General features: G+C 67.5%; 25 protein-coding genes and 1 pseudogene. 10 read left to right on the plus strand and 16 right to left on the minus strand.

Features of this window, described 5'->3' with window-relative positions:
* Positions 1-13: 13 nt before the first annotated feature.
* The 12 genes and pseudogenes from GWK61_RS00460 to GWK61_RS00510 form a co-directional block, all read right to left on the minus strand.
* A complete protein-coding gene (locus tag GWK61_RS00460) occupies positions 14-634 on the minus strand; it encodes a YfbM family protein (protein ID WP_323747351.1) in 621 nt (206 codons plus the stop codon).
* A 39-nt stretch (positions 635-673) separates the two neighbouring features.
* A pseudogene (locus tag GWK61_RS61445) lies at positions 674-934 on the minus strand (DUF7003 family protein).
* The gene (locus GWK61_RS61450) at positions 859-1,218 is read right to left on the minus strand and encodes a DUF7003 family protein (protein WP_438939744.1); all 360 of its coding nucleotides are present in this window, start codon (positions 1,216-1,218) and stop codon (positions 859-861) included. The pseudogene GWK61_RS61445 and the gene GWK61_RS61450 overlap by 76 nt, the downstream one beginning before the upstream one ends.
* A 69-nt stretch (positions 1,219-1,287) precedes the next feature.
* Entirely contained in the window at positions 1,288-2,049 is a 762-nt protein-coding gene (locus GWK61_RS00470) for an SDR family NAD(P)-dependent oxidoreductase (RefSeq protein ID WP_194903698.1), read from the minus strand.
* A 1-nt stretch (position 2,050) separates the two neighbouring features.
* The gene (locus GWK61_RS00475; RefSeq protein WP_194903701.1) at positions 2,051-2,377 is read right to left on the minus strand and encodes a DUF1330 domain-containing protein; all 327 of its coding nucleotides are present in this window, start codon (positions 2,375-2,377) and stop codon (positions 2,051-2,053) included.
* 28 nt (positions 2,378-2,405) lie between these two features.
* Complete coding sequence (locus GWK61_RS00480; RefSeq protein ID WP_194903702.1) at positions 2,406-3,167, minus strand: SDR family oxidoreductase; 762 nt, start codon at positions 3,165-3,167, stop codon at positions 2,406-2,408.
* Between the two features lie 69 nt (positions 3,168-3,236).
* Complete coding sequence (locus tag GWK61_RS00485; RefSeq protein ID WP_194903704.1) at positions 3,237-4,067, minus strand: SDR family oxidoreductase; 831 nt, start codon at positions 4,065-4,067, stop codon at positions 3,237-3,239.
* A gap of 27 nt (positions 4,068-4,094) precedes the next feature.
* Complete coding sequence (locus GWK61_RS00490; RefSeq protein ID WP_194903706.1) at positions 4,095-4,412, minus strand: hypothetical protein; 318 nt, start codon at positions 4,410-4,412, stop codon at positions 4,095-4,097.
* Positions 4,378-4,761, minus strand: coding sequence for a hypothetical protein (locus tag GWK61_RS00495; RefSeq protein WP_194903708.1), 384 nt, complete (start codon positions 4,759-4,761; stop codon positions 4,378-4,380). The genes GWK61_RS00490 and GWK61_RS00495 overlap by 35 nt, the downstream gene beginning before the upstream one ends.
* Complete coding sequence (locus GWK61_RS00500; RefSeq protein ID WP_194903710.1) at positions 4,758-5,465, minus strand: ABC transporter ATP-binding protein; 708 nt, start codon at positions 5,463-5,465, stop codon at positions 4,758-4,760. Before GWK61_RS00500 ends, GWK61_RS00495 begins: the two co-directional genes overlap by 4 nt.
* On the minus strand, positions 5,462-6,172 hold the full coding sequence (locus GWK61_RS00505; protein WP_323747352.1) for an ABC transporter ATP-binding protein: 711 nt from the start codon (positions 6,170-6,172) through the stop codon (positions 5,462-5,464). Before GWK61_RS00505 ends, GWK61_RS00500 begins: the two co-directional genes overlap by 4 nt.
* Positions 6,153-8,282 (minus strand): branched-chain amino acid ABC transporter permease, encoded by a 2,130-nt coding sequence (locus GWK61_RS00510; RefSeq protein WP_194903712.1) that lies wholly within the window; start codon positions 8,280-8,282, stop codon positions 6,153-6,155. The genes GWK61_RS00505 and GWK61_RS00510 overlap by 20 nt, the downstream gene beginning before the upstream one ends.
* A 321-nt stretch (positions 8,283-8,603) precedes the next feature.
* On the opposite strand from GWK61_RS00510, the gene GWK61_RS00515 reads away from it, so the two are divergent.
* From GWK61_RS00515 to GWK61_RS00540, 6 genes are all read left to right on the plus strand, one after another.
* The gene (locus GWK61_RS00515) at positions 8,604-9,035 is read left to right on the plus strand and encodes a pyridoxamine 5'-phosphate oxidase family protein (protein ID WP_194903714.1); all 432 of its coding nucleotides are present in this window, start codon (positions 8,604-8,606) and stop codon (positions 9,033-9,035) included.
* 82 nt (positions 9,036-9,117) lie between these two features.
* Positions 9,118-9,531 (plus strand): nuclear transport factor 2 family protein, encoded by a 414-nt coding sequence (locus tag GWK61_RS00520; protein ID WP_194903717.1) that lies wholly within the window; start codon positions 9,118-9,120, stop codon positions 9,529-9,531.
* Positions 9,532-9,545: 14 nt separating this feature from the next.
* Complete coding sequence (locus GWK61_RS59185; protein ID WP_194903981.1) at positions 9,546-10,634, plus strand: acyl-CoA dehydrogenase family protein; 1,089 nt, start codon at positions 9,546-9,548, stop codon at positions 10,632-10,634.
* A gap of 2 nt (positions 10,635-10,636) precedes the next feature.
* A complete protein-coding gene (locus GWK61_RS00530; protein WP_194903719.1) occupies positions 10,637-11,425 on the plus strand; it encodes an acyl-CoA dehydrogenase family protein in 789 nt (262 codons plus the stop codon).
* Positions 11,426-11,453: 28 nt separating this feature from the next.
* Positions 11,454-12,251 (plus strand): acyl-CoA thioesterase, encoded by a 798-nt coding sequence (locus tag GWK61_RS00535; RefSeq protein WP_194903721.1) that lies wholly within the window; start codon positions 11,454-11,456, stop codon positions 12,249-12,251.
* A 218-nt stretch (positions 12,252-12,469) separates the two neighbouring features.
* Positions 12,470-16,657: an NACHT domain-containing protein gene (locus GWK61_RS00540; RefSeq protein ID WP_194903723.1), complete on the plus strand. Its 4,188-nt coding sequence runs from the start codon at positions 12,470-12,472 to the stop codon at positions 16,655-16,657.
* A gap of 66 nt (positions 16,658-16,723) precedes the next feature.
* Here GWK61_RS00540 and GWK61_RS00545 read toward each other — a convergent pair whose 3' ends face one another.
* The 3 genes from GWK61_RS00545 to GWK61_RS00555 form a co-directional block, all read right to left on the minus strand.
* Complete coding sequence (locus GWK61_RS00545; RefSeq protein ID WP_194903725.1) at positions 16,724-17,491, minus strand: rhomboid-like protein; 768 nt, start codon at positions 17,489-17,491, stop codon at positions 16,724-16,726.
* 100 nt (positions 17,492-17,591) lie between these two features.
* Positions 17,592-19,154: an AMP-binding protein gene (locus GWK61_RS00550; RefSeq protein ID WP_194903727.1), complete on the minus strand. Its 1,563-nt coding sequence runs from the start codon at positions 19,152-19,154 to the stop codon at positions 17,592-17,594.
* 119 nt (positions 19,155-19,273) lie between these two features.
* Positions 19,274-20,038, minus strand: coding sequence for an SDR family NAD(P)-dependent oxidoreductase (locus GWK61_RS00555; protein ID WP_194903729.1), 765 nt, complete (start codon positions 20,036-20,038; stop codon positions 19,274-19,276).
* A 154-nt stretch (positions 20,039-20,192) separates the two neighbouring features.
* Here GWK61_RS00555 and GWK61_RS00560 point away from each other — a divergent pair, with 154 nt between their 5' ends.
* Positions 20,193-20,816: a TetR/AcrR family transcriptional regulator gene (locus tag GWK61_RS00560; RefSeq protein ID WP_194903731.1), complete on the plus strand. Its 624-nt coding sequence runs from the start codon at positions 20,193-20,195 to the stop codon at positions 20,814-20,816.
* A 45-nt stretch (positions 20,817-20,861) separates the two neighbouring features.
* Here GWK61_RS00560 and GWK61_RS00565 read toward each other — a convergent pair whose 3' ends face one another.
* Entirely contained in the window at positions 20,862-21,524 is a 663-nt protein-coding gene (locus GWK61_RS00565) for a TetR/AcrR family transcriptional regulator (RefSeq protein ID WP_323747354.1), read from the minus strand.
* Positions 21,525-21,669: 145 nt separating this feature from the next.
* On the opposite strand from GWK61_RS00565, the gene GWK61_RS59190 reads away from it, so the two are divergent.
* From GWK61_RS59190 to GWK61_RS00580, 3 genes are read left to right on the plus strand one after another with little or no spacing between them, the layout of a single operon-like run.
* Positions 21,670-22,530, plus strand: coding sequence for an acyl-CoA dehydrogenase family protein (locus GWK61_RS59190; protein ID WP_194903734.1), 861 nt, complete (start codon positions 21,670-21,672; stop codon positions 22,528-22,530).
* Positions 22,527-23,675: an acyl-CoA dehydrogenase family protein gene (locus GWK61_RS00575; RefSeq protein ID WP_194903735.1), complete on the plus strand. Its 1,149-nt coding sequence runs from the start codon at positions 22,527-22,529 to the stop codon at positions 23,673-23,675. The genes GWK61_RS59190 and GWK61_RS00575 overlap by 4 nt, the downstream gene beginning before the upstream one ends.
* Positions 23,676-23,686: 11 nt before the next feature.
* Positions 23,687-24,478, plus strand: coding sequence for an enoyl-CoA hydratase (locus GWK61_RS00580; RefSeq protein WP_194903736.1), 792 nt, complete (start codon positions 23,687-23,689; stop codon positions 24,476-24,478).
* The last annotated feature ends 31 nt before the right edge of the window (positions 24,479-24,509 follow it).

Raw genomic sequence — 24,509 nt, forward strand, 5'->3', positions numbered from 1 at the left:
TCGTGACGTGTTCCTACTGATCGACGGTGAAAATCACCGCGCGCCCGGCCTCAGCGGCTGTCTGGAAGAACACGTCCAGGCCGCGGAAGTTCGCCCAGGTGTATTCGAAGTCCTCATCGCTACGAAAACCTTGATAGTCCGAGAACTCCAGAGTGTCATAACGCCGACGAAGCCACGCCTCGTCGATCGGAGCCAGCGCCGCAGCAACCTCCGGGACCTGCTCGGCACGCACCAGGGCAACCACATAGTCCTCGCCCTCGTACAACTGCATCCCACCCAACACGACATGGGACAGCGGAAACGAACCGCCGGCCAGGTCCAGCGTCCCGTCGGACAGGCACCGGTGCAGCGCGTCCCACGCCTTGTCGGTCTCGAACTCGAACCGGGGATCCCAGGATTCCGCGAACTCCTCGTACTCCTCGATCACCCGAGTGATGTCCTCGTCATCCTCAGCTTCCAGCAACCGAGCCACCATCCCGGCATTGATCGCGTAGTGAACGCCACGGCAACCCACCAGAACCCCTCCTCGACCAAGCCAGAACGAACGGCTTAGGACCGCCGACCGCGAACAGCTTCGGGAGACGGCCGCCGGACGTCGCGAACATGGCGCGAGGCTAGCGACCGCATACGACACTCATCGTTTCCCACCCTCCGAACACCGCAAGTGTCCTGTTCAGAGCGCTCCGGCCTCCGGCCAGTTCGACCAGTGGGTGTTCGGTGGATGCTGCGGTCGGTAACGCGCGGTGTCGCCGGTTTCCAGCACCTCGGCGAGCATTCAGAAGGTCTCGTCCGCATCCACCTCGTCGGCAAAGCCATCCATCAGACCTTCCGGATGACGCCGTTCGTCGAGGGTCAGGATCATCGGCAGGTCCCCGGGCAGCCGCCGGTATAGCTCGGTGGTGTCGGCCAGCAGCAGACTACGGTGCGCCGGCACGAGCAGGCGTAGGGCCCGCTCCTCGACCAGCTCCAAGAAGCTGCCGTCGCCGCGGAAGCCCGGCTCTCCCTGGTCAGGCAGTTGCCGAAGGTGTGCACCACATCGAAGAGGTTGCCGCCGCGCGGGTTGCAGCCGACGAGTTCGACGACCATCGCCCACCGCTCCGGATCGCGCATCAGACGCAGACGTGCGTCTACCGGGTAGTAATAGCCGTTGTTGAAGTCGGGGAACTCCGCGTTGTCCGCCGCTTGCGTGAACTGGGCCTTGATCGCCGACGCACTCATCACTCGGACGACAGTACGCGCCGCTCCCGACGAAGCCCGCCGCGAGGAACCGGAGACAGTCGAATGGGCTCACGGCATGCCGCCGTCAACCCGAAGCGTCGCTCCCGTCGTGTAGGCGGAAGCGTCCGAGATCAGGTAGAGCATGGCACCGACCACCTCGACGGGCTCTCCGATGCGCTGCAACGCATGCGGGCGCACGCCGACCTCGAGCGCAGAACGGTCCCAGTCCGCGGTGGCTCCGGTGGCGAACGGGCCGGCCATCAGCGTATTGACCCGTACCGACGAACCGAAGGCCTTCGCGAGACCTTCAGTCAGCGAGTTGAGCCCCGCTTTCGCTGCCGCGTAGGGCAGGATCGCCGGCGTGGGCCGAATCGACCCGGTGGAGCTCACGTTCACGATCGAACCGCGGCCGGCCGCCACCATCCGCTCGCCGACCAGTGCCGAGAGCCGGAACGGGCCCTTCAAGTTGACGTTCACCACCGCGTCGAACAGCTTCTCCGTCACCGATCCGAGGGAGTCGTAGAGCGGAGACATGCCGGCGTTGTTGATCAGCCCGTCGATCCGCCCGAACCGCTCGTAGACGGCGTCGACCAGTCCGGGCAGCTCGTCCCACCGGCCGACGTGAACGCCATAGGGCATCGCGGTCCGACCGGTGGCCTCCTCGATCTCGCAGGCGACGGCCGCGCAGGCGTCGCGGTCCCGGCTGGCGACGACGACGTCGGCACCGCACGCCGCAGCGGCCCTGGCCATCTCCCGGCCGAGCCCGCGGCTGCCGCCGGTGATCAGGACGACCCGGTCGGTCAGGTCGAAGAGCTCGTCCGCGTAGCCCATTTCAGTGTGCCGTGTCGTTCGGGCGCCGCGGCGGTATCTCGAACCCAGACACGATCACGGCGTTGGTCTCGGCCGCACCGTGCCGAAGCGGCTTGGCCGCGGCGTACGACGCCGACTCGTACCAGTCCCGAGCCGCCGCCACGGACGGGAACTCCAGGACGACCGTCCGGTTGCCGTGCCACTCTCCCTCCAAAAGCTGCGGCTGGTCGTCGACAGCCAAGACGGAACCCGCGCCCTCGACGAGCGACGACCCGGCCGCCCGGCCGTAGGCGTCCATCCCCGCTTGGTCCTTGACCACCTCGGTCAGGATGACGTATCCCTTCGGCATATCACTTCTCCTTCGCCGCGCCGGCCGCTCAGCCCGCCGGGCGGACGTGGATCACGTCCTGGGCGATCTCGGCCGGCCGGGTGAGCACCTCGACCAGGATCTCGGCGACGGTCGCGGACAGAAGCGGCTTCGCGGCCCCGACTCTGGCCAGGTAGCCGTCGGCGTCCCATACCGGCCGGGCACGCTCACGGTCCTCGAGCGTGAAGTTGTTCTCGAAGAAGGCCGAGTCCGAGACGGAACCGATGATCGCCAAAGTGACGCGGATGCCGTCCGTGCGCAGGTCCTTGCGCATCGCGTTGGTGAAGCCGTTCAGGCCGTGCTTGCCGGCCGCGTACAAGCCCATCAGCGGCATGTGATCGAGGGTGATCTCCGAGGAGATGTTGAGGATGTCACCGCCGCCAGCGGCGCGGAGCAGCGGCACCGCCGACCGGGTCGTATGGATGGGGCCCAGGAGGTTGGTGCCGACGCAGGCCTCGATGTCCTCGTCGGTCGCCTCGTCGATCGCCCGGATCCGGGCCGCGCCCGCGCTGTTGACCAAGATGTCGATCCTTCCGAACCGCTCGCCGATCTCGGCGAAGGCCGCCCGGACGCTGCCGCTGTCGGCGATGTCGGTCCTGATCCCGATCGCCGAACCCCCGACCTCGGCGACGGCCGACTCCAGTCGATCGGAGCGACGTGCGAGCAGCACGACATGCGCTCCGGCTTCGGCCAGCTGCTGGGCCACGGCTTTGCCGACCCCCGTCGAGCCGCCACTGATGACCGCGACCTTGCCTTCGACACTTCTTGTCATAGTGGCTTCCCTGGAAATCGGTGATGAGAGATCAGAGCTGGAAGTGGTTGGTGACCTCGGGAATCAGGGTCACCTGGCGAAGCCGGCGCCCAGGACAGCGGCCACGGCTCCACCATCGACGAGCAGGTCGGTGCCGGAAATGAAGCGCGCGGCGGGGCTGAGCAAGAAGTCGACGGCGACGGCGATGTCCTCCGGGGTGCCCAAGCTCCTCGCGGCAGAGCCGTCCACCATGGCGCGCATGCGAGCGCCGCTCGGTCCGTCGAGTTCAGCGCGCCCCATCGCCGTGGAGATGACACCTGGGCTGACGCTGTTGATCCGGGCCCCTCGCTCGCCCCAGCTCCGGCTCGCGCCCTGCACCCGCAGGCGGTTGGCGAATTTGGCGAAGCTGTAGGCCATGCCGGCGTCCTTGAAGTTGGCCTCCGCCGCAACCGGCAGCGACAGCAGGTCGTCCGCCGGCATCGAGCGAAGAGCCGAGGCCTCGGCAGGAGTCAGGACGTCGGGATGGAAATACCCGGACATGCTAGCGATGATCACACCCGCTCCGCCGCTGGCGATGACGCTGCCGAACTCGTCCGTAACCAACGCCACGCCGAGCAGGTCAACGGCAAGGACCGCCGGCACCGACGCCTGCACCGGTGAGAGCCCAGCAGTGTGAACGAGCCGAGTGACCGGCCCGAGGGACTCCGCATGTCGGGCCAAGGCCGAGACCGACTCCCGGGACGTCACGTCGACGATGCTCGTGGTGACGGAGTATCCGGCATCACCGAGCCGGGCCGCGGCCGCGTCGAGGGTACTCGCGTCGACATCCGCCAAGAGCACCCGCAGGCCGCTCCCGATCCGCTGGGCCACGTCCTGACCCATGCCGCCGGCACCGACGACCACCAGTACTTCCCGCTCCATAGGAGCACCCTTCCTTTCGAGCAACATTCAGTCCGAAGCGGGCAGCGGCTTCGCGGCCTTGACGGTCATCGGGACCCCGTCGGAGCTCAGCTCGCCCGAACCGGAGGAGACACAGAGGAGTTCGAGGGTCTCGGCAGCGTCTACGTAGCGCTTGCCGATAAGCGTGACGGGAGCGGTCCCCTCGGCGGACGGCGTCGGCGGGCTCTGCGCGGGAACCATCGGGCTCCCGCCACAGGTCACGGTCGGCTGGTCCGTGCCGGGGACCCGGATCACGACGACCCGGGCGCCGCACACAGTGCTGGCGAGCTGGTCACCGGGACGCAGGGTCGGAGCCGTTGAGGTCATGGCGATTGTCCTTTTCGAGCAGGCGGTCGGCGAGCAGAGTCAGGTCGTAGGACTGGCGCGCCATCCAGAACCGCAGGAAGGCCGTCAGCGAATAGCGGAGGAACAGGGCTGAACCCACCACGCTCGCGACGATGCCGCCGAGGCCGATCGTGATGGCGTCGCGTTGGACGAGTGCGTCGCTGGTGTTGTGGGAGACCGCGTAGGCCACGATGCCGAGCACCGGGCCCAGCACCATGAGCACGATGCCCAGGCGCAGCCAGAGGCCGGCCCGGCCGGCCGCCGGGTCCGGGATCTTCAGCGCCGCCAGATCACGGACGAAGCGTTCTGCGCGCGTATCGGTGGATGTCACGCGGGACTCCCCAGGTAGAGGGCTGACAGTTCGGCGCGCAACACGCCGTCGGGATGGCCTTGCTGCTTCACAGCGCCCCGCACGAGGACGGCCACGTGGTCGGCGATGCCGAGGACCGCGGTCGCGAACTGCTCGACGACGAGCACCGCGACTCCCTGCCGCGCGATCTCGGCCACCTGCTCGTAGAGCTGGCCGACGATCAACGGGGCCAGCCCCATGGAGAGCTCGTCGAGCAACAGCACAGCCGGATCGCAGGCCAGTCCCCTGGCGAGCGCGAGCATCTGCTGCTCGCCGCCGGAAAGCGTCCCGGCCGTCTGCGAAGCACGCTTGGCCAGAATCGGGAACCGCTCGAAGGCGACAACCTCGACCTCGTCGCGCGACCTGCCGGTGAAGGTCATCATGCGGATGTTGTCGCGTACGGAGAGGTTGGGGAACACTCCGCGTCCTTCAGGGATGAGGCAAACCCCGGCCCGTGCCAGATCGCGCGGTGCCGCCCCGCTCATGTCCCGGCCACCGAGAAGCAGACCGCCCGCGGCAAGCGGATGGATGCCCGCGGCGACCCGCAGTGTGGTGGTCTTGCCCGCGCCGTTGGGACCAAGCAGCGCCACCACCTGTCCGGCGTCCACCCGCAGGTCCACGCCATGCAGGACGTTGACACCATCGTAGGCGGCACGGACATCGCGCAGTTCGAGAAGAGCGCTCACGAGTCCCCCAGATAGGCCGCGAGTACTCGCTCGTCCTGCCTGATCTCGGCCGGCGGGCCGACGGCGATGATCTTTCCGAGGTCGAGCACGTAGACCTCGTCGCACACGCTCATGACCAAGCCCATGTCGTGCTCGACCAGCACGACCGCGATGCCCTCGTCCGCGAGCGCGCGAAGCAGGGATGCGAAGCGTTCGGTCTCCTTGGCATCCTGTCCCGCTGCGGGTTCGTCGAGCAAGAGCACGGTGGGCCGGACCGCCAGCGCCCGACCGACCTCGACCAGGCGGCCGACACCCGTAGGCAGTGTGTCCGGAGAAGCGTCAGCGACCGCTGTGAGCTCCAGCCTGGCGAGAATCTCCCCCACCGCCTGCGCAGCCCTGCGCCGCTCGGGTCCCAGTTCGGCAGCCACGAGCAGGTTGTCGCGGATGCTGAGTCGGCCGAAGAGTTCCAGCCGTTGGAACGTCCGGGCCAATCCGCGGCGGGACCTGACCGAAGGCCGGGTCCGGGTGACGTCCCGGCCCCCGAGCCGGACCCGGCCCGACGGCGGCGTCCGCAGCCCGGAGATCACGTCGAACAGCGTGCTCTTGCCTGCTCCGTTGGGCCCGATCAGGCCGGTGACCCGGCCTTCGGCTGCCGCCAGGTCGACTCCGTCCAGCACCTTGTTGGCGCCGAACGCCACCGACACGCTCTCAACCTCCAGCGATGCCACGGGTCAGCGCCTCCTCGTCGTCCGCGCGCCACGCACGCCGCACGCCCCACCACTCGACCGGGACGTCCCGTGACTCGTCCGCCACGCCGGAAACCGCGGACCGTCGCGCGGCCGCGAACAACCGCGCGGCGTAGAACACGACGATCGCGCCGCCGGTGAAATACCAGCCGTCGATGACGTGCCCGAGGCGGAGAAGCCAGACCACGCCGAACCCGCCGAGGAGCGCCGAGAAGGCGATCCGGTCCCGGGCCAGGGGTTCCCACTCCGCGCGCAGCGTGGGAACCACACCCTCGGGGTTCTTGCCGACCCCGGCCGCAGCCAGACCGGGCGCGACAGCGGCGAGGTTCTGCGTCCACGGCGCGAGCGTCACCACCGCGGTCAGCGGCCCGACGAACACCGTGCCAGCGAACAGGCCGACACCCACCGAGCCGAGCCCGCCGATGACCGCGACCAAGAAGATCGGCAGCCCGCTCACGAAGTCGAACTGCCCGGCCGTGACCGCGCGCTCCTGCATGCTGTAGACGGCCCCACCGAGCCCGGCGATCCCCGCCGCCAGTGCGAACACCAGCACCCTGGCCAGCAGCAGATTGCCGCCGAGCGTCGCGTACGCGGCCTCGCTGTCGCGCAACGCGATCAGCCGGCGCCCGAACCTGCCACGCCGCAGCACCACGATGCCCAGCGAGACGAGCGCAAGACAGAACGCTGCGAATATCAGCAGCTGCGCGCCTTCGTGGATCTGGACCCCGAACAGTCCCGGACGCGCCGCTTGCAGGGAGCCCTGGTCGAACAGTGCGATCTGGATCCCGAGCAGATGGAACGTCGGCAGGGTGAAGACCCACCGGTCGAGGGTCACGGCGAACGCCGCGGTTCCCAGAGCCAGATACACCCCGGACAGCCTCAGCGCGGGGAGCGCGACGAGCGCTCCGACGGCGGCCGAGATGCCGACGGCCGCGGCGAGGGCCCACAGTTCGCCGTGCGAGCCGAGGTGCGACCAGACGACCGCGCCGATCCCGGCCATGCTCAGCTGGCACAGCGAGACCTGGCCTGCGTATCCCGCGAGCGGAACGTAGGACAGGGCGACCAGGCCGAGGGAGAAGATCGGCCCGTACGTGAGGAGGTCCTCCGGGCTGAGAACCGTCGCCAGAACCACCCCGAACGCGACGATTCCCGCCGCGAACATGAGCGCGCCGCGCATCGTGGGGATCGGGATCTGGCGAAGTCGGCGGTCTCGTCCCCGCAGGCGTCCATGGGGGAAAGCCAGCAGCGCACCGAACAACAGCAGCGCCGGAGCGGCCTGCCGGAGCCCGGGCAGGAACTGGTTCTGCGGGAGATAGCCGGTCAGGAAGCTTTCGGTGCAGCCGACGACGACCGCCCCGAGGAACGTGAACGGCAGACTCCGCAGCCTCCCGAAGATGGCGGCGGCGTAGGCGCTGACGATGAGCAGCGAGAGCTGGCTCGCGTCCAGCGCGACGGTGGGGGCGATGAGGATGCCGCCGATCGCCGCGAGCTCGGCGCCGAGGATCCAGGCGAACCGATTGCTGCGGACGGGATCAGCTCCGGTCAGCCCGACCAACGCCCGGTCGTCGACCGTGGCGCGCATCTGCGTGCCGGCCCTTGAACGGTAGAGCAGGAACCACAGGCCTACGGCGACGAGGACCGCGACGATCATCGTCGTGGCCTGATGCCAGGTGATCGCCGCCGGTCCGATGTGAAACGGCTTCCGGTCGGCGAAGAACGTCTGCAACGGGCGCGCGGTGTTGGGATTCCAGATCCACCGCGCAGCAGCGATCAGACCGCTGAGCAGCGCCACGGTCACCACCAGGCGCTGGGCTTCACCCAGTTCCTGCACCGGCCGGAACACGAACCGCTCGACGGCGAGGCCGAACGCCGGCCCGAGAACCAGGAGTACGACGGCCAGCGCGATCGGGACCGGCCAGCCCCAGCCGACGGACAGCTGCCAGTAGGAGAACGCCGCCAACATGCCGGCTGCGCCGTGCGCGAAGTTGAAGACACCGGTGGTCGTGTACGTGACCACCAGCCCGCTGCCGATGATCGCGTAGATCGCGGCGGTGCTCAGGCCGATGATCCCGAATGTGAGGAACTGCTCCATGGCGCGGCGCTGCTCAGGCTCTCGGGGCAGTGCTGGTCTTCGGCGGATTCACGGTTTCCTCCTCGTTGCCGATCGCGGTCGGCTGGCGGATGTGAACTTCTCGTCGGCGACCGTCCGGGCCGAGGGCCGATGGGTGGCCGGGGCCGGGTGAACCCGGTCTGTGTCCCACATGAAGGTCTGAGCAGCGAGTTCGGAACACGGTGCGAAACCGGGCGAGTCTTCCGCTCTCTGTGTCTGTAAATTAGCTTCTCATTGACGGAGAATCAACCATCCAGCCGAGGAGGGGCAGTGCCCGCTCAACGTCGAGGGACCGCAATCGCCATGACCGAGGACGAACTGGACGAGTTCTTGCGCGAGGAGCCGATCTGCCGGGTCGCGACCATCGGACCGGGCGGCCATCCCCACGTCGGCGCACTGTGGTTCGTCTGGGACGGCACCGCGCTGTGGCTCAACTCGCTGACCCGCAGCCAGCGCTGGACCGACTTGGACCGCGACCGGCGGATCAGCGTCGTCGTCGATACCGGAGGGACTGACTTCCTGCAGCTCAAAGGGGCCGAGCTGACCGGCCGCGCAGAGCTCGTCGGCGAGGCTCCGCGCACCGGAGCGCCGGTCGACGAGCTCCGCGAACCCGAGCTGCTGTTCGCCGGCAAGTACGCCGGCGGCCGCACGTTCGCCTACGACGGCCGGCATGCCTGGGTACGTCTGACCCCGCAGAAGATCGTGAGCTGGGACTTCGCCAAGATCCGCCGCTAGGAAGTCAGGGCCGTGATCAGGGGGCTGACAGCGTGGCTCACGGCGTGAGAATCTAATTCTCACTCACGAGAAGGGTAATATCATGCCGCTCGACGATCTGATCGAGATCCAGCAGCTCCTGGCCCGCTACGCGGTGTCCATCACACAGGGCGACATCGACGCGGTGCTCGCGGTCTTCACCGCCAACGGGACCTACAGCGCGTTCGGCGACACCTACCCCCTGGCCGAGTTCCCTGCGCTTATCGCCGCCGCGCCCAAGGGGCTCTTCCTCACCGGGACCGCCGTCGTCGACATCTCCGGTGATGTTGCGAGCGGGACCCAACCCCTGTGCTTCATCGACCACGCCACCCACGACATGCGGATCGGCTACTACAACGACACCTACGTACGGACTGCCGAGGGGTGGCGGTTGCGGACCAGGGCCATGACCTTCATCCGGCGCAGCGGAGCGCACGACTCGGGGCGTCCCCACGCCTTCGAGCGCCCCGCGTCGTGAAGGCCGCCGCGGACGTGGACGTCGCAGAGTTCCGATCCGGTCTGCGGTCCTGGCTGGACGAGAACGACCTGTCCGCCGGGCCCGACCACACGCTGGACGGACAGGTCGCACAGCTGGCCCGGGTGCGACGCGCGCTGTACGACGCCGGCTGGATGCGCCACGGCTGGCCCGCCGAGATCGGAGGGCTCGGCGGGCCGGCCGTCCTGCGGGCAGCGCTCGGAGAGGAGGTCGCAAGCCGCGACCTGGCCGAGCCGGGGATCTACTCGATGGTCGAGGTCCTGGCTCCGACGATGATCTCCTACGCCCGGCCGGTGCTGGCCGCGGAGATGGTGCCGTTGCTCCTCAGCGGCCGGGAACAATGGTGCCAGGGCTTCTCGGAACCAGGATCCGGCAGCGATCTCGCCTCCTTGACGACAAAGGCGATCTCGCGCGGTGAGAACTGGGTCGTCACCGGCCAGAAGGTCTGGACGAGCCTCGCCCAGTATTCGGCGCGCTGCGTCCTGCTGACACGGACAGCCCCGGGCCACAGCGGGATCACAGCCTTCTTCGTCGACATGGACACCCCCGGCATCACTGTCAGACCACTGCGGACCATGCACGGTGTCGACGAATTCGCCGAGGTGTTCTTCGACGACGTCGCCGTCCCCGGGGACCGGATGCTGGGCCGGCCCGGCGACGGCTGGCAGCTGGCGATGGACCTGCTCCCCCACGAACGGTCGACCTGCTTCTGGCACCGGATCGCCTACCTGTACTCGCGACTGGACCGGCTGCTGGCCGAGGCCGCCGATCACGACGAGGCCGCTCTCGGCGCCGCCTATCTGGCGCTGCACACCGCTCGCTGCCGGTCGCACGCGACACAGCGACGGCTCGCCGAAGGAACTCGGCTCGGACCGGAGACGTCCATCGACAAGGTGCTGCTGGCCTCGGCCGAACAGCAGCTGTTCGACACCGTCCGCGACTTGCTGCCGGGCGTGCTGGAGCTGGCGGAATCGCCTTGGCGCGCGGAGTACCTGTACTCGAAGGCCGCGACAATCTACGGCGGGACCGCCGAGATCCAGCGCAACATCATCGCCAGACGACTGCTCGATCTCGGGAGGGACTGAGGATGGACTCCGCCGAACGGGATCTGCTCAACGAGTCGCTTCGCAAAGCGATGACCGCCTCGTCCGGCCGGGCCCTTGACGTGGCTCTCGCCGAGCTCGGATGGGCCGACTTACTTACCGAGGTGCCGGAGTTCGCGATCGCGACCACCTTCCGCCTGTTCGGCGAGACCGCCGCTCATGCGCCGCTGCTCAACGACGTCGTACTCCATGCGGCGGGGCGCACGCTCGGCGGCACGGTGCCGCTGCCGTTCGCAGGCGGATCGTGGGTCGTCTGGGAGCGCGACGACGTGGACAGCAGCGCGTTGGACCCCGACTTGCCCCTCCGCACGACGGAGGCCCCGTCCGGGGATCCGATCCCACTCGCCGCCGGCCGCCGAGCTCTGGGCTGGTGGCTGCTCGGCTCCGGGCAGGCCATGCTCGACCTGGCCCGCTCGCACGCGCTCGATCGCGAGCAGTTCGGCCGGCCGATCGCCTCCTTCCAGGCCGTACGGCATCGACTCGCCGAGACCTTGGTCGCGCTCGAAGGTGCCCAAGCAGCTCTGGCGGCAGCCGACGACGACCTCAGCTCCCTGCTGGCCAAGGCAGCGGCCGGAAACGCCGCACTGACGGCAGCCCGCCACTGCCAGCAGGTCCTCGGCGGGATCGGCTTCACCGCCGAGCACGGACTGCACCGCCATGTCCGCCGCGTCCTGGTGCTGGACGGACTGCTCGGCAGCGCACGGGAGTTGACCCGCGAAGCCGGTGCCCTACTGCTGTCGAACGGCCGAACTCCGCGCCTCATCCAGCTCTGATTTCCTCGGACCCCACTGGGAGTAGAACGTGACCGATCTCTGGAAGGACCTTCTGGGCTGTCTGGATCTCCGCGAGACGGAGCCGGGCACATGCTTCGAGGGCAGCAACCAGCGGCTGACCTATCATCGGCTGTTCGGTGGACAGCTCCTCGCCCAGTTCGTCCGAGCCGCTTCCCTCGTCTGTCCGGACAAGACCATCAAGTCCATGCACGCCCTCTTCCCGCGGGAGGGCCGGTCCGACGAACCTGTTCGATACGAAGTGGAACGCGCCCACGATGGCGGCACCTTCGCGACCTTGACGATCAGAGCCCGACAGCAGAAGGGCATCATCGCAACCGCCTCCGTGTCCATGCACACGGTCGAGGAAGGGCTCGACCACCAAACGATCTTTCGGGTCCCGGAACTACCAGGCAGGGCACACCAAGTGACCTTCGATCTGATCCCCTGGGACACCCGCTCGACTGACGACCTCGACGCGCGAACCGTGGAGACAGCAGAGTTCGACCTCTGGATGCGCACGCCGAAGACCGAGCCGGCGCTGACGACGGCACTGACCGCCTACGCAACAGATCTAACCCTTATCGGGACCGCCCTGCGCCAGGTCGAAGGGGTCTGTCAGCAGGACGCGGGCACGGCGTTCAAGTCGGCCGTCACATCACACAGTCTGTGGTTCCATCGCCCCTTCCGCACAGACGACTGGCTGCTCCTCCGCCAGCACAGCCCTGTGCTCGCGCACGGCCGCTGTTTCGGACGAGGCGACGTGCTCACTGCGGCCGGCTTCCTCGTCGCTTCTTACGCGCAGGAAGCGATGCTTCGTTTCTTGTAGTGCGTAAACCAGGACGGTCGGGGCACAAGGTAGGACCCCACCCGCCCGGTCGAGATCACGGTAGAAATCAGGGCACTGAGCCGGGACTGGACGGACCGCGGCTTCCGCGACCCGCGACAGGGCGGACGGCTGCTTCCACACAATCGAGCAGGCAGACAGGTAGCGTTTCTCACACGCCCTGACAACTCCGATCGCAGCATCCTGAAGGACGACCCGTCGTGATCAATCTCCCCGATATCGACTTCACCAGGATTCGATCACTCGGCCCTGGCGGACAACGCGACGGTTTTGAGCAGTTCATCTGCCGCCAGGTCGCGCAGGATCGACCCATGCCTGGCGCCACGTTCGTCTCACTGCACGGTGCCGGCGGCGACGGTGGCGTCGAGTGCTATTGGACCATGCCCGACAGCACCGAACACGGTTGGCAGGCCAAGTACTGGACCACTCATAGCGACGTCGACAAAACCCAGCTCGACAAGTCCGTCAGCGCGGCTCTGGAACAGCATCCGAACCTCACCAAGTACACAATCGCCATCCCTGCCGACCCGACCGGTCGCACCGGGCGCACCAACAAGGCCAAGTCCCTCCTCGAAAAGATCGAGGACACAGGAGGCTGGCTAGAGGGCTGGCAGGACATGGCGACCGCCCGCAGCATGACCGTGAGATTCGAGTTCGAGTGGGCAACCAACGTCGTTGCCCGCCTCGAACGTCTCGACACCACCGGCATCCAACGACGCTACTGGTTCGACGCCGACGTCCTTGCTGCCCAGTGGTGGGAAGACCGGCTGCAAGGGGCTGTCAACGCCGCGCGCCCCCGCTACATGCCTGATCTGAACGTCACCGTGCCCGCCGCGATGTCAATCGCAGCGCTCTGCTCCGACGATGAGTGGTGGGCGGTCGTCAACAAGCAGATCAATGCAGTCGACAAATCCGCCCAGCAAGTCCGCATCGCAAACCGGCTTGTACTCGCCGCGGATCTCAACGCGGCCCTCGACGCCGCCACCACAGTCACTGACGCGCTCGCCGTCTGGTACACCGCGCGCACAACCAATGGACTCGACGGCCTCGCCCAAGCACTCGAGGCGGCCTCGAACATCATCAGCGGCCAAGAAGCGACCGAAACCGCAGCGATGGACGCCAAGTACCCCGGCGACAACTGGGACACCCAGCACTGGCGGCAGTTCCAGGCCGAGTACCAGGCGAAGTTCCCGGCAGCCGCCGTCGATGCCCTGCGCGAACTCGGAGAGAAGCTCGCCGAGGTCACCGAGCTCTTCGTCAGCCCGCTCGGGCGCCTCGCCGGCGCTCAGGCCGCGCTCATGACCGGCCCGGCTGGTGTCGGGAAGACGTATCTTGCCGTCGACGCGGTCGTCCGGCGCCTGGGCCAGGGGCGCCCCAGCGTCATGATGCACGGGCGCTGGTTCACCGATGGCGACCCGCTCACTCAACTGCGCGACCTGCTGCAAATGCCGTCCGATCTCACCGGTGAAGATGCCATCGGGCTCCTCGATGAGGCGGCCCAGGTCGCAGGCACCCTGGTGCTCCTCGTCATCGACGCGCTGAATGACACCCGTCCGCGGTCAACGTGGCGCGACAACCTTGAACGTCTTACCACCAGCGTCGAGAAGTACCCGAACGTCCGGCTTCTCCTCACCTCCCGCACACACTACGTCAGCCAGATCCTTCCGCCGGGCCTCGCCCTGGAGCGGTTCGAGCACACCGGATTCGAGGGGGTCGAGTTCGAGGCGGTCAGCGAGTACGCCGCGTTCTACGGCCTCGAACCGCCGACGTCGCCACCCATCCATGGCGAGTTCGACAACCCGCTGTACCTGCGCCTGGTCTGCGAAGCGTTCAAGAACAGCAGCCGACTGACGCTCGACCAAGCAGCCATGGGGCTCGACGAGCTCACCCGGATGGTCCTCGACAACGCGAACGACCTCGTCAGCGACCGGATCGGCGCCTCGCACTCCGACCGTGTGGTCCACCGGGCCATGTCCGCTCTCGCCTCAGCCATCGCCGACGGCGACGAGCCGTGGCTGACTCGGCCCGAGGCCCAAACGCGGCTGGTACCGGTCTGGCCTGACCAAAGCGCCGAGAAGTCACTCCTCGACGCGCTCATCGCCCAGGGACTGGTCGAAGAGGACAACGTCCCCGACAGCAGCCCTTACGGCACGGACATCATCACCATCACCTTCGAGCGAATCGGACATCACCTCATCGTGTCCGACGCGCTTTCCGAGGTCACTGACGCTGCCGGCGTCGCCACCGAGCTCAGCGGCCGTCTCGGCCGGATCATCGGGCTGGGCGCCACCATCGACCGTGGCCTGCTCGAAGCAACATCAGTAGTCATCGCGGAACGGCTCGGGCTCGAGCTCACCGACTTCCGCGCTGAGATCGGCGACGACGATGCGATCACCGCAGCCGTCGTCGCCGGCATCGCATGGCGCGACGCGACATCCATCACCGATGCAACCCGTGACGTCATCATCGACGGGCTCCGTCTACAGAACGTGTTCTCCGACGCTTTGACGATGCTGTTCCGGCTCGCCGCCCGCCCCGACCACCCTCTGAACTCCGACTACCTGCACGAATTCCTCACCGGCTTCAACATGGCTGCCCGCGACTCGTTCCTTTCCGGCTGGCTTCACATCACTCACGACACCAACGGAGCGGTCGACCGACTCATTCGGTGGGCCAGAGAGAAACCCCTGGACCAAGTCGGCGAGCAAACCACCCGCCTCTGGGTAGCCGCGCTCCTGTGGGCGGCCAGCGCCACCGACCGCCGCGTTCGAGACCCTGCCACCATCGGTGCCGCTCGTCTCCTGACCCGTCACCCGAACCAAGCGGCCGGATTGATCAACCAGTTTGCGGCACTCGACGACGACTGGGTCGTCGAACGAGCCTGCGAGGTGGCTTATGTGGCCCTTCTTGCGAAGGGCACGCATGACGACTGGTCCGCGGTTGCCGAGGTCGTGTGGAACAAGGTCTTCTCCGTTCCCGAAGCAGTGACTCCGAATGCTGCTGTCCGTGACGCCGCCCGCAGCATCCTCGAAGCCGCCAACGACCGTGGCGCCCTTCCCACGGACGTCACCGCCGATCAATTCCGGCCCCCGTACGCGAGCGACTGGCCGATCACCTGGCCTTCCGAAGCCGACATCGCCCTCTACGAGGACGAACCGAGCAATTACCCAAAACTGGTTCGCTCGGCCACAGACGACGACTTCTTCATCTACCAGCTCAGCCCCGAACTGGAAGACCGCCCCGGCATCGACCTGCGCGACGCTGCGCGGTGGGTTGTCAACGAAGTCATCCGGCTTGGCTACCAGCCTCGACTTCACGCGGCCTTCGACGGCTACGTCGTCGCCAAGTACGGCATCGGCCGATCCAAGCCCGCCTGGATTGAACGCATCGGCAAGAAGTACCAGTGGATCGCGCTCAACCGCCTGATCGGCATCGTCTCTGACCACGTTCCCAAGACACCCGACAGCTGGGACCCGCCGGCGCCCGCCATCCCCGGTCCTCACACCAGCATCTCCCGCCAGGTCGACCCCACCGTCGTGGAGTTCGCGCCGGCCGACCCGATCCCGCGCACATGGGTACCCCGCTACGACTGGGCACCCACAGTCTCGATGACCGATGCCGAGTGGGTTGCTGACGATGCAGACCTCCCAGACATCGCAGTTGGCGACGCCATCCTCGACGGTCGTCCTCACACCGTCCTGTCCGGCAGCTACGAATGGACCAACGCCTCCGACTCCAAAAGCCGTACCCGGGGCATCTGGACACACATCAACAGCCATCTAGTCGCGGCCCAAGACCTTGATACCGCCGTCGGCGAGCTCGAAGGACGTGATCTATCAAACGCCGCCATCGCCAGGCAACCCCAGACGTACCGCGGGTTCGTCGGCGAATTCCCCTACGGCCATCACCACGGAGAGCGTCTCCACGAGATCCAACACGACTGGACCAGCCCGCTCGCCGTTCCTACTCAGCCCGCCGCCTGGAGTCTCTTCGGTGAGTACGAGTACGCTCCTGGAGACCAAAGCACGATCTCTCTCGACGTCCCAGCCCCCGCCTTCTTCGGAGCCGTGCCCGGCGAACTCCGCTGGAACGGACGCAACGGTTGGAGCGACCGCACAGGCCAACGCGTCGCAAGTGTCCGGCACGCAACCAATGCAGGCCACAACGAGCTCCTCGTCGACACTGAATGGCTCGAACAGTGGCTCACCGCCGAGCGGAAGTCGCTTATCTGGGTCGAGAACGCCGGCAAGGACGTATACGACAGTTCCGGCGGTAAAGGAGGCCACCCGGGCAGGCTGATTCGCTCTCTGGTTCGATCCTGGACCCCCGGGAACCCGGTTCAGACCGCCGCACCCGGCTGGTACCGCCTCGCCTCCAGCAGTCCTTGAATCGTCCCGACGACAAGGCCTTGTAGACGACATCTGTCAGGGCCGCGCCGACGTACGCCTGGAGTTCTACGCCTGCTGTGGGACTGGTTTCACTAGCTCGTGTTTGAGCTGAAGCTGAGACGCCCGCAGCGGACCGGCAAGACGGCACAGCGCCGCCACAGCCAGCCCGCAGATCGCGGCAAAGATGTGGCCCAGATCCCAGACGGTACCGCTCGTGATCATAGGCGTGATGAGGATGCCGAGCAGGACTGCCGCGAACGCCAGACGCGCCCGGCCGTGCATCGCCAGCACGGCCGCGGCCAGACTCGCGACCAGGATGTAGCTCACCCCGACGTCGGTGGCGTTTTCGAGCCTCACCGGCGCGCGGCCCCGGTCGATCGCGCTGCGCAGTACGGCCTCGGTGAGCAGGGAGCCGAGGACGTGGCCGGACACCGCGATGACGGCCAGTCGCGGGGTGCCCCAGCGGCGCTCGGCGAAGGCGCCGAAGGTGGCGAACGCGAGGATGTACAGGTCCAGGCCCGAGCCGTGGTCGTCCACCCAGAAGGCACTGGTGGCCAGGACGGTCAGGGCGTGGCTGTGGAGTTGGTCGAGGTTGGTGCTGTTCACCGTGGTCATGATGTCGATCAGGTGCGGCGGGGTCGTCGCCTGGACCAGGGTGAAGCAGGTGAACACGGCGATGTAGCAGAACGTCGCGGGGGCCGACAGGATCCAGGCGTGCAGCCGTCCGGTCCACGGTGTCAGGCGACGCACGAGACGGCGAGCCGACGGGACTCGGCGTCCCAGGGCCTTGAGCACGTACCAGAACAAGACGGCGACCTCAGCGACGAAGACCATCCGGGTCGTTCCTCTCCCCGGCCATCGTGCCGAAGCGTCGGGGCGCCGTCGTCGACGGCGTGCACTGGTTGTGGTGTCGGCGACAGTTTATCCAGCCAGGTCAGGCCGATACGGTCGGGACACCGGACTTCTGTCCGCGCGCGAGTTCCTGCCGAAGCACGAACTTCTGGATCTTCCCACTCCCGGTCCGCGGATACTCCTCCACGATGTGAAGTTCCTCCGGCCACTTCTGCCGGGCCAGGCCCACCCCGGCGAGGTGCACCCGCATCTCGTCGATCGACGGCGAGTCGTGACCGGGCCGGAGCCGGACGACGGCTGCCGCGTGCTCGCCGAGACGGGCGTCCGGGGCCGCGACGACGGCGACTTCAGCGAACGCCGACATGCCGAGCAGCGCCTCTTCCACCTCCACGGCACTGACGTTCTCCCCGCCGCGGATGATGATGTCCGCCTTGCGGCCGGTGATCGTGAGGTATCCGTCCTCGTCGAGGACGCCGAGGTCGCCGGTGCGGTACCAGCCGTCGTCGTCGAAGGCTGCCTTGGTCAATGCGGGATCCGTGTAGCCGATGCACAAGTCCGGCCCGCGGCTCAGGATCTCTCCGTCCTCGGCCAGGCGGATCTCTACGCCGGGCATCGGATTCCCGTCGGTGTACAGCCGCTTGCTCTCGGGCTTGTCGTACCGGCACCCGGTGATGGAGGGGTGTTCGGTGCTGCCGTACGACCGGAACGCTGTGATGCCGAGCGCGGCGAGCCGCTCGGTGAACGCCGCCGGAACCGCCGACCCGCCGAGGCCGGCGTACTTCATGGCAGCCAGGTGCCCGGGGGTGAAGTCGGGATGGTCGAGGAGGCTCATCACGTAGTAGGGCGCCCCGCCACCGACGTTCAGCCCGTCGGTTTCCATCAATTCCAGCACGATGGTCGGGTCCCAGACGTCGATGAGGTTCACCGGGTTCCTCTCGACGATGGGGATCAGGAACGCGTTCACCATCCCGATGAAGTGGCCCACCGGCGCGGCGGTAAGCTGCCGGGCCCGGTCGGGCGGGTAGATTCCGGCCAGTTGGCCGGTCTCGAAGGCCAGCGTCCGGTGGCTGTGCACGACGCCCTTGGGGTCGCGCGTCGTGCCGGAGGTGAACGCGATCAGCGCGGGGCCGGCCGGGTCGACCGCGAGCACACCCGCCATGGGCTCGTCGCCGAGCAGGTCGTCGAAGTCGCGTCCCACGACGCCCACGACGGGGACGTCCGCACTCAGATCCGGCTGATAGCTCAGATGCCCGAACCGTTCGGCCGTCACGAACACCTTCGGTGTGACGGACCGGAGGATGTACTCGACCTCCTTACGCCCGTAGAAGTGCACGATCGGCACGACCGTGGCGCCCAGGAACGACGCGGCCCAGAAGACCGCGGCGGCCTCCATCCAGTTCGGGAGCTGGAGCGCGATCACATCGCCGGGACCGACGCCGCGCTCACGCAGACCGGCGGCCAGCCGACGCGCCACGAGTTCGACATCGCGGTAGGTGCCCGCCCACGGCCGCACGGCCGAGTGCACCCGGAAGACCGTGTCGGGCGCGGCCGCGAGCCCGGTGGCCACCAGATCGCCGATCGTGTCCGTGGTCCACCAGCCCTCGGCCTCGTAGCGGTCGACCAGCTCAGTAGGAATCGCTCGCATGCAACGCCCCATCCTTGAATGAGAACTGCACTCTCCGTCTCGGAGAACCTAAATCCCACACCGAGCGAGGGTCAATACTTTCCGGCGGCCGACCGCCGCACCGGATCGCCGGCGTCACCTCAGACTGCCGACCAGCCGTTGTCCACCGGCAGAACAGCGCCGTTGATGTTGCTCGCGGCGTCGGAGGCCAGGAAGACGATCGCCGCCGCCTGCTCATCAGCCTCGGCGACGCGACCGACGTTGCCCATGTACGCGCCGATCACGGACAGCCCCAGAGACCCGGGATCGACGTCGATGCTGATGTTCGTGGCCGTACCGCCGGGAGCGATCGCGTTCACGCGTATCCCCTTGTCGCGGTACATCACAGCCGTCGACTTCGTCAGACCGATGACGCCGTGCTTGGACGCCGTGTACGCAGCGCCTGCTGCGCTGCCGCGAAGACCGGCCTCCGAGGCGGTGTTGACGATCGCCCCCTTGCCCCGCGCCACCATCACGGGCAGAACCGCGCGCGTCAGTTTGAAGGGGGCGGTGAGATTGATCCGCAGGACCCGGTCCCACTCGGCGTCGGCGATATCCCCAGCGGCGGACATCGTGTCCATGATCCCGGCGTTGTTGACCAGCACGTCGACGCCCCCGAAGGACTCCACGGCGGTCGCGACGACCCTGTCGATGACCGCCTGCTGGCACAGGTCCCCGACCACCGCCACTGCGGTGCCGCCGGCCTGCTCGATCTCATGGACGACCGCCTTGGCGGAGTCCTGGTTCAGATCGGCGACGACGACGTTCGCGCCTTCGTCGGCGAACCGCAGCGCGGCGGCACGGCCGATCCCCGAACCCGCCCCGGTGACGATGACGCTCCTGGTGGCGAAGCTGCTGGCACTCATTTCATGGCTCCTGTCGGTCGAGATCAGCTGTCGCACCGACGCTACCTTGCCTGTCACTAAGTGCCAAGTTGTCGTTCAAGGACAGTTGGTGAGATAGGCTGGGAGCCAGGACCACCGAAGAGAGTGAGGAGCGAGCGTGCCCCGAGAACCGGATGTGCAGACCGGCGCGCGTTCCCCCATCACCGAGCGGCGCAAAGAGCAGACGCGATTGGAAGTCGCCCGGGAGGCGGTTCGCCTGTTCGCGGCGAACGGCGTCGCGGCGACCTCTGGCGAGGACGTGGCACGCGCCGTCGGGGTGTCCGTGCGAACGCTGTGGCGCTACTTCCCGACCAAGGAGAGTTTCGTCCAGCCGGTGCTGGCGACCGGGATCGAAGCGACCGCGGCATGGCTGCGCGACTGGCCCCACGATGTCGCCCTGATGGATCATCTAGCCGCCCGCGGACGGCAAATGACAGGCGAGGTGCTCGCCGCCGGCATCGATGCCGAGGCGTTCACCGCAGTGCTCCGGCTCATGCGGGACGAACCGGCGTTGCGATCCGTCTGGCTGCAGGCGCACCACGAAGCCGAAGCCGTGTTCGGCGCTGTTCTGGCCGACCGTGCTGGCGGGAGCCCGGACAGTCTTGAGATCCGCGTCCAAGCCGCGGCGATCAACTCGGCGCTGCGCGTGGCGGCCGAGCAACACGCTTGGCACGGTCTGGACAATCCGGCCGTCGCCGCCGACCCGAGTGTGGTGTACCGCGAAGCGCTGCTGGCGCTGTCTCATGTGCTGCCGCAGTGATCTGTATTGCGGCAGCGGCCCCCGAACGTGGGGTGAAACGGACGGTCAGTCAGAAGCCTGATCCGCAGAGATGCCGCCGAGGCAGAACCGCCAGATCTCGCCGGAATCGACCGGATGACCATGGCCGTCAGCAGGAACACCGTGTGCCTGAGCCGCGAACATCACCGTCTGCATGACCAGCGCTGCCCGGCGGCGGGGCTTGCCGGAGGGGATCGCGCCGGAGTCGGCGGCCTCTTCGATGAGGTCCGTCAGGACCGTCAGCACCGGCACGTGCGCGGTCGCCACCTGCGCGGGGTGCTTGACCAGCAGCTGTAGCGCGAAGTCGCTGAACAACGGACGCTGGACGCCCGGGTCCGGGTGCGACTGCATATAGAGCAGTTCGACCGCGGCTCGCAGCCGGCGCAGCGGATCGGTCTCGGCGGAGGCCGCTTCCCGCATCTGGACCGCCGACCTGGCGAGCGCGTCCTCGAACAACGCGAGCAGCAGTTCGTGCTTGCCGTCGAAGTGCTGGTAGAAGCTCCGGAGGGACTGCTTCGAGCGGTCGACGACCTCTTGGACCGTGAAGTCCGTCGTCCCCTTCTCGCCGATGAGCTCCTGCGCCGAGTCCAGAAAACGCTGGACGCGCTGCTCGGCGCGGAGCTTGGCCGCACGAGTGGATTTCTCGACGGCGCGCTGGCGCCAGGCGGGTTCAGTCGCTGCTTCGGTCACAGGCAGAACGATACTCCACCTCAGCGATAAGGAAACGGGACGCCCTACCGAACCGCGCATCACATCTTTCGAGAGTCTTACTTTCGCGAAACGTAAATGTTATTCTCAGCCCCATCGGCCGGGTGCGATCCTGCGGAGGAAGCCTGTGGAGTTCGAGTTCGACGAGGACCAGCTACTGCTGCGGCAGTCGGTACGCGAGACCGTGGCCAAGTCCCGTTCGCTTCCGGAGGAGAAACTCTGGGCGACCTACCAGCAGCTGGGATGGCTCGAGGCTCCGCCGGTCGAGCTGGCGATCGTGCTGGAGGAGCTGGGATACGCGGCGGATCCGACCCCGTTCCTGGCTTCGGCCACCTGGTTCGCTCCGCTCGCCGGCCGCCTGCCCGAGGGCTCGGGGACCGGCGTGTTCGACGGCGCGGGCCGGTTCGTCCTGGATGCCGACCGGGCTGACGAGGTCGCGGTCCTGAGCCGTGACGGGGTCACCGTCCTGAAGGGTTCCGAGGTCGAGGCCGAGCGGATCGTCACCTTCGATCCGACCCTGCACGTGGCACAGGTGTCGTTCACGGCCGCGCCGGACCTCGTCGCCGGGATCCCAGACCTGGCCCTCATGGGCCTGGCGATCTCGACGGTCGGCAGTTGCCGCCGCATCCTCAACCTGGTCGTCGCGCACGCAAAACAGCGGGTGCAGTTCGACAAGCCGATCGGCTCGTTCCAGGCCGTCAAACACAAGGCGGCCGACATGTACGTCGCCATCGAGCGGGCCAGGGTGCTGGCCTACTACTCGGCCTTGACCATCGCCGAGGACGACCCACGCCGTGGCAAGGCGGCGGCCATGGCGAAGGCCGCTGCCGGCGAGTGCCAGCGCGTCGTCTTCCAGAACGGCTTCCAGCTCTTCGGTGCCATGGGGTTCACCTGGGAGAACGAGCTGCAGGTGCATCTGAAGCGAGCCAAGGCCGGGGACCTGCTGTTAGGCACGGCCGCCGTCCACAGAAAGGCCTTGGTGGCATGAAACTGGCGTCCGATCCCGAGGTCGAGGCCTTCCGGGCGGAGTTCTCCGCCTTCCTCGACGCGAACCTGCCGAGCCAGGAGCAGGCCGTACCGCGTTCGATGTCGAGCGCCGACGTCCCGGAGTGGGCTCGGCGGTGGCAGCGGACGCTGTTCGACGCCGGCTGGCTGCTGCCGGGCCAACCGCCGGAGTTCGGCGGGCGCAATGCCACCGTCCCACAGCAGCTGGCCCACCTCGAAGAGCTGTCCCGGCGGCGGATCTATCACAGCTTCAACCCGCAAGGACTCGGGATCATCGCCGCTTCCCTGCTGACGTTCGGGACCGACGAGCAGAAGAAGAAGTGGGCCCTGCCGATCCTGCGCGCGGAGATCACAGCCGCGCTCGGCATGAGCGAGCCCGGCGCCGGCAGCGATCTGGCCGGGCTGCGGACGCGCGCGGTGCTGGACGGCGACCGCTTCATCGTGAACGGGCAGAAGGTCTGGACGTCGGGGGCTCACGATGCGGACGTCCTTCTGACCTTCGTCCGCACCGACCCGGACGCGCCGAAGCACAAGGGCATCAGTGTCCTGCTCATCCCGACCGACACCGAAGGGCTGTTGAGGAAGCCGTTCGGGTCCATCGCCGCCCCCGACGACCTGGACTTCAACGAGGTCTTCTTCTCCGACGTCGCCGTGCCCGTCGAGAACCTGGTCGGCCCGCTGCACGGCGGGTGGTCGGTGGCTCACGGTTCCCTCGGCCACGAACGGTCGATGTTGTGGCTGAGCTTCGCCGAACGGCTGGACGACCTCATCCGGGACGCGCCTAGCACCGAGGACTGGTACGCGAAGCTGCTGATGGACGCCCAAGCGCTTCGGCTGCTCGGCTACCGCCAGCTCGGTGAGCACCGGAACGAGGCCGAGCTGTCGGTCCTCAAACTGCTCGGTTCCGAGGCCATCCAGGCGGCGAGCCTGGCCGCCCTCGAAGAACACGCTCCCGACAGCCTGGTCCACCCGACTTCGACGGCCCCGTTCAACCACATGACCCTGGAGGCGTTCTCCGCCAGCTGGTTCGAGCGCTATGCGCGCAGCTTCGGCGGAACGATCGCCGGCGGCACTTCGGAGATCCAGCGCAACATCATCGCCGAGCGGATCCTCGGCCTTCCCAGGTAGGAGAACCACGCATGGATCAGATTCTGTACGAGGTCACCGACAAGGTCGCCGTCATCAGTCTGAACCGCCCGGAAGTCGCCAATGCCCAGACCGGCGAACTGCTGGACGCGCTGGACGCGGCCTGGTGCCGGGCGGCGGCCGACGAGGACGTCCGGGTGATCGTACTGCGGGGCAACGGGAAGCACTTCTCCTCGGGCCACGATCTGAAGGACCGTTGGCCGGCGCCGGAGGAAGTAACGCTGGAGTGGATCTACAACGCCGAGTCCCGCCGCTATCTGGAGTACTCCCTGCGCTGGCGGAACATCCCGAAGCCGTCGATCGCGGCCGTCCAGGGCAAGTGCATCGCCGGCGGGCTGATGCTCTGCTGGCCCTGTGATCTGATCGTGGCTGCGGAGAACGCGGAGTTCTCCGATCCTGTGGTGCGCATGGGCATCGGTGGAGTGGAGTACCACGGACACACCTGGGAACTCGGTGCGCGCAAGGCCAAGGAGATCCTGTTCACCGGCCGGGCGATCACGGCGACGGAGGCAGAGAAGGTCGGCATGGTCAACCGAGTCGTGCCGCTGGCGGACCTCGACACCGTCACGATGGATCTGGCACGCGATGTCGCCCAGATGCATCCGTTCGCACTGCGGCAGGCCAAACGGGCCGTCAACCAGACCCTTGATGTGCAGGGTTTCTACGCCGCCGTGCAGTCCGTGTTCGACATCCACCAGACTGGGCACGGAAACGCTCTGAGCGTGTCGGGGTACCCGATCCTCACACAACTAGAGGACATGAAGAAGCACATCAAGGCCCAGTGATCTGTCATCTTCCAGCGGAAGGGCGGCCGCC

Source organism: Catenulispora rubra, from assembly GCF_015356825.1.
Lineage (GTDB): Bacteria > Actinomycetota > Actinomycetes > Streptomycetales > Catenulisporaceae > Catenulispora > Catenulispora rubra.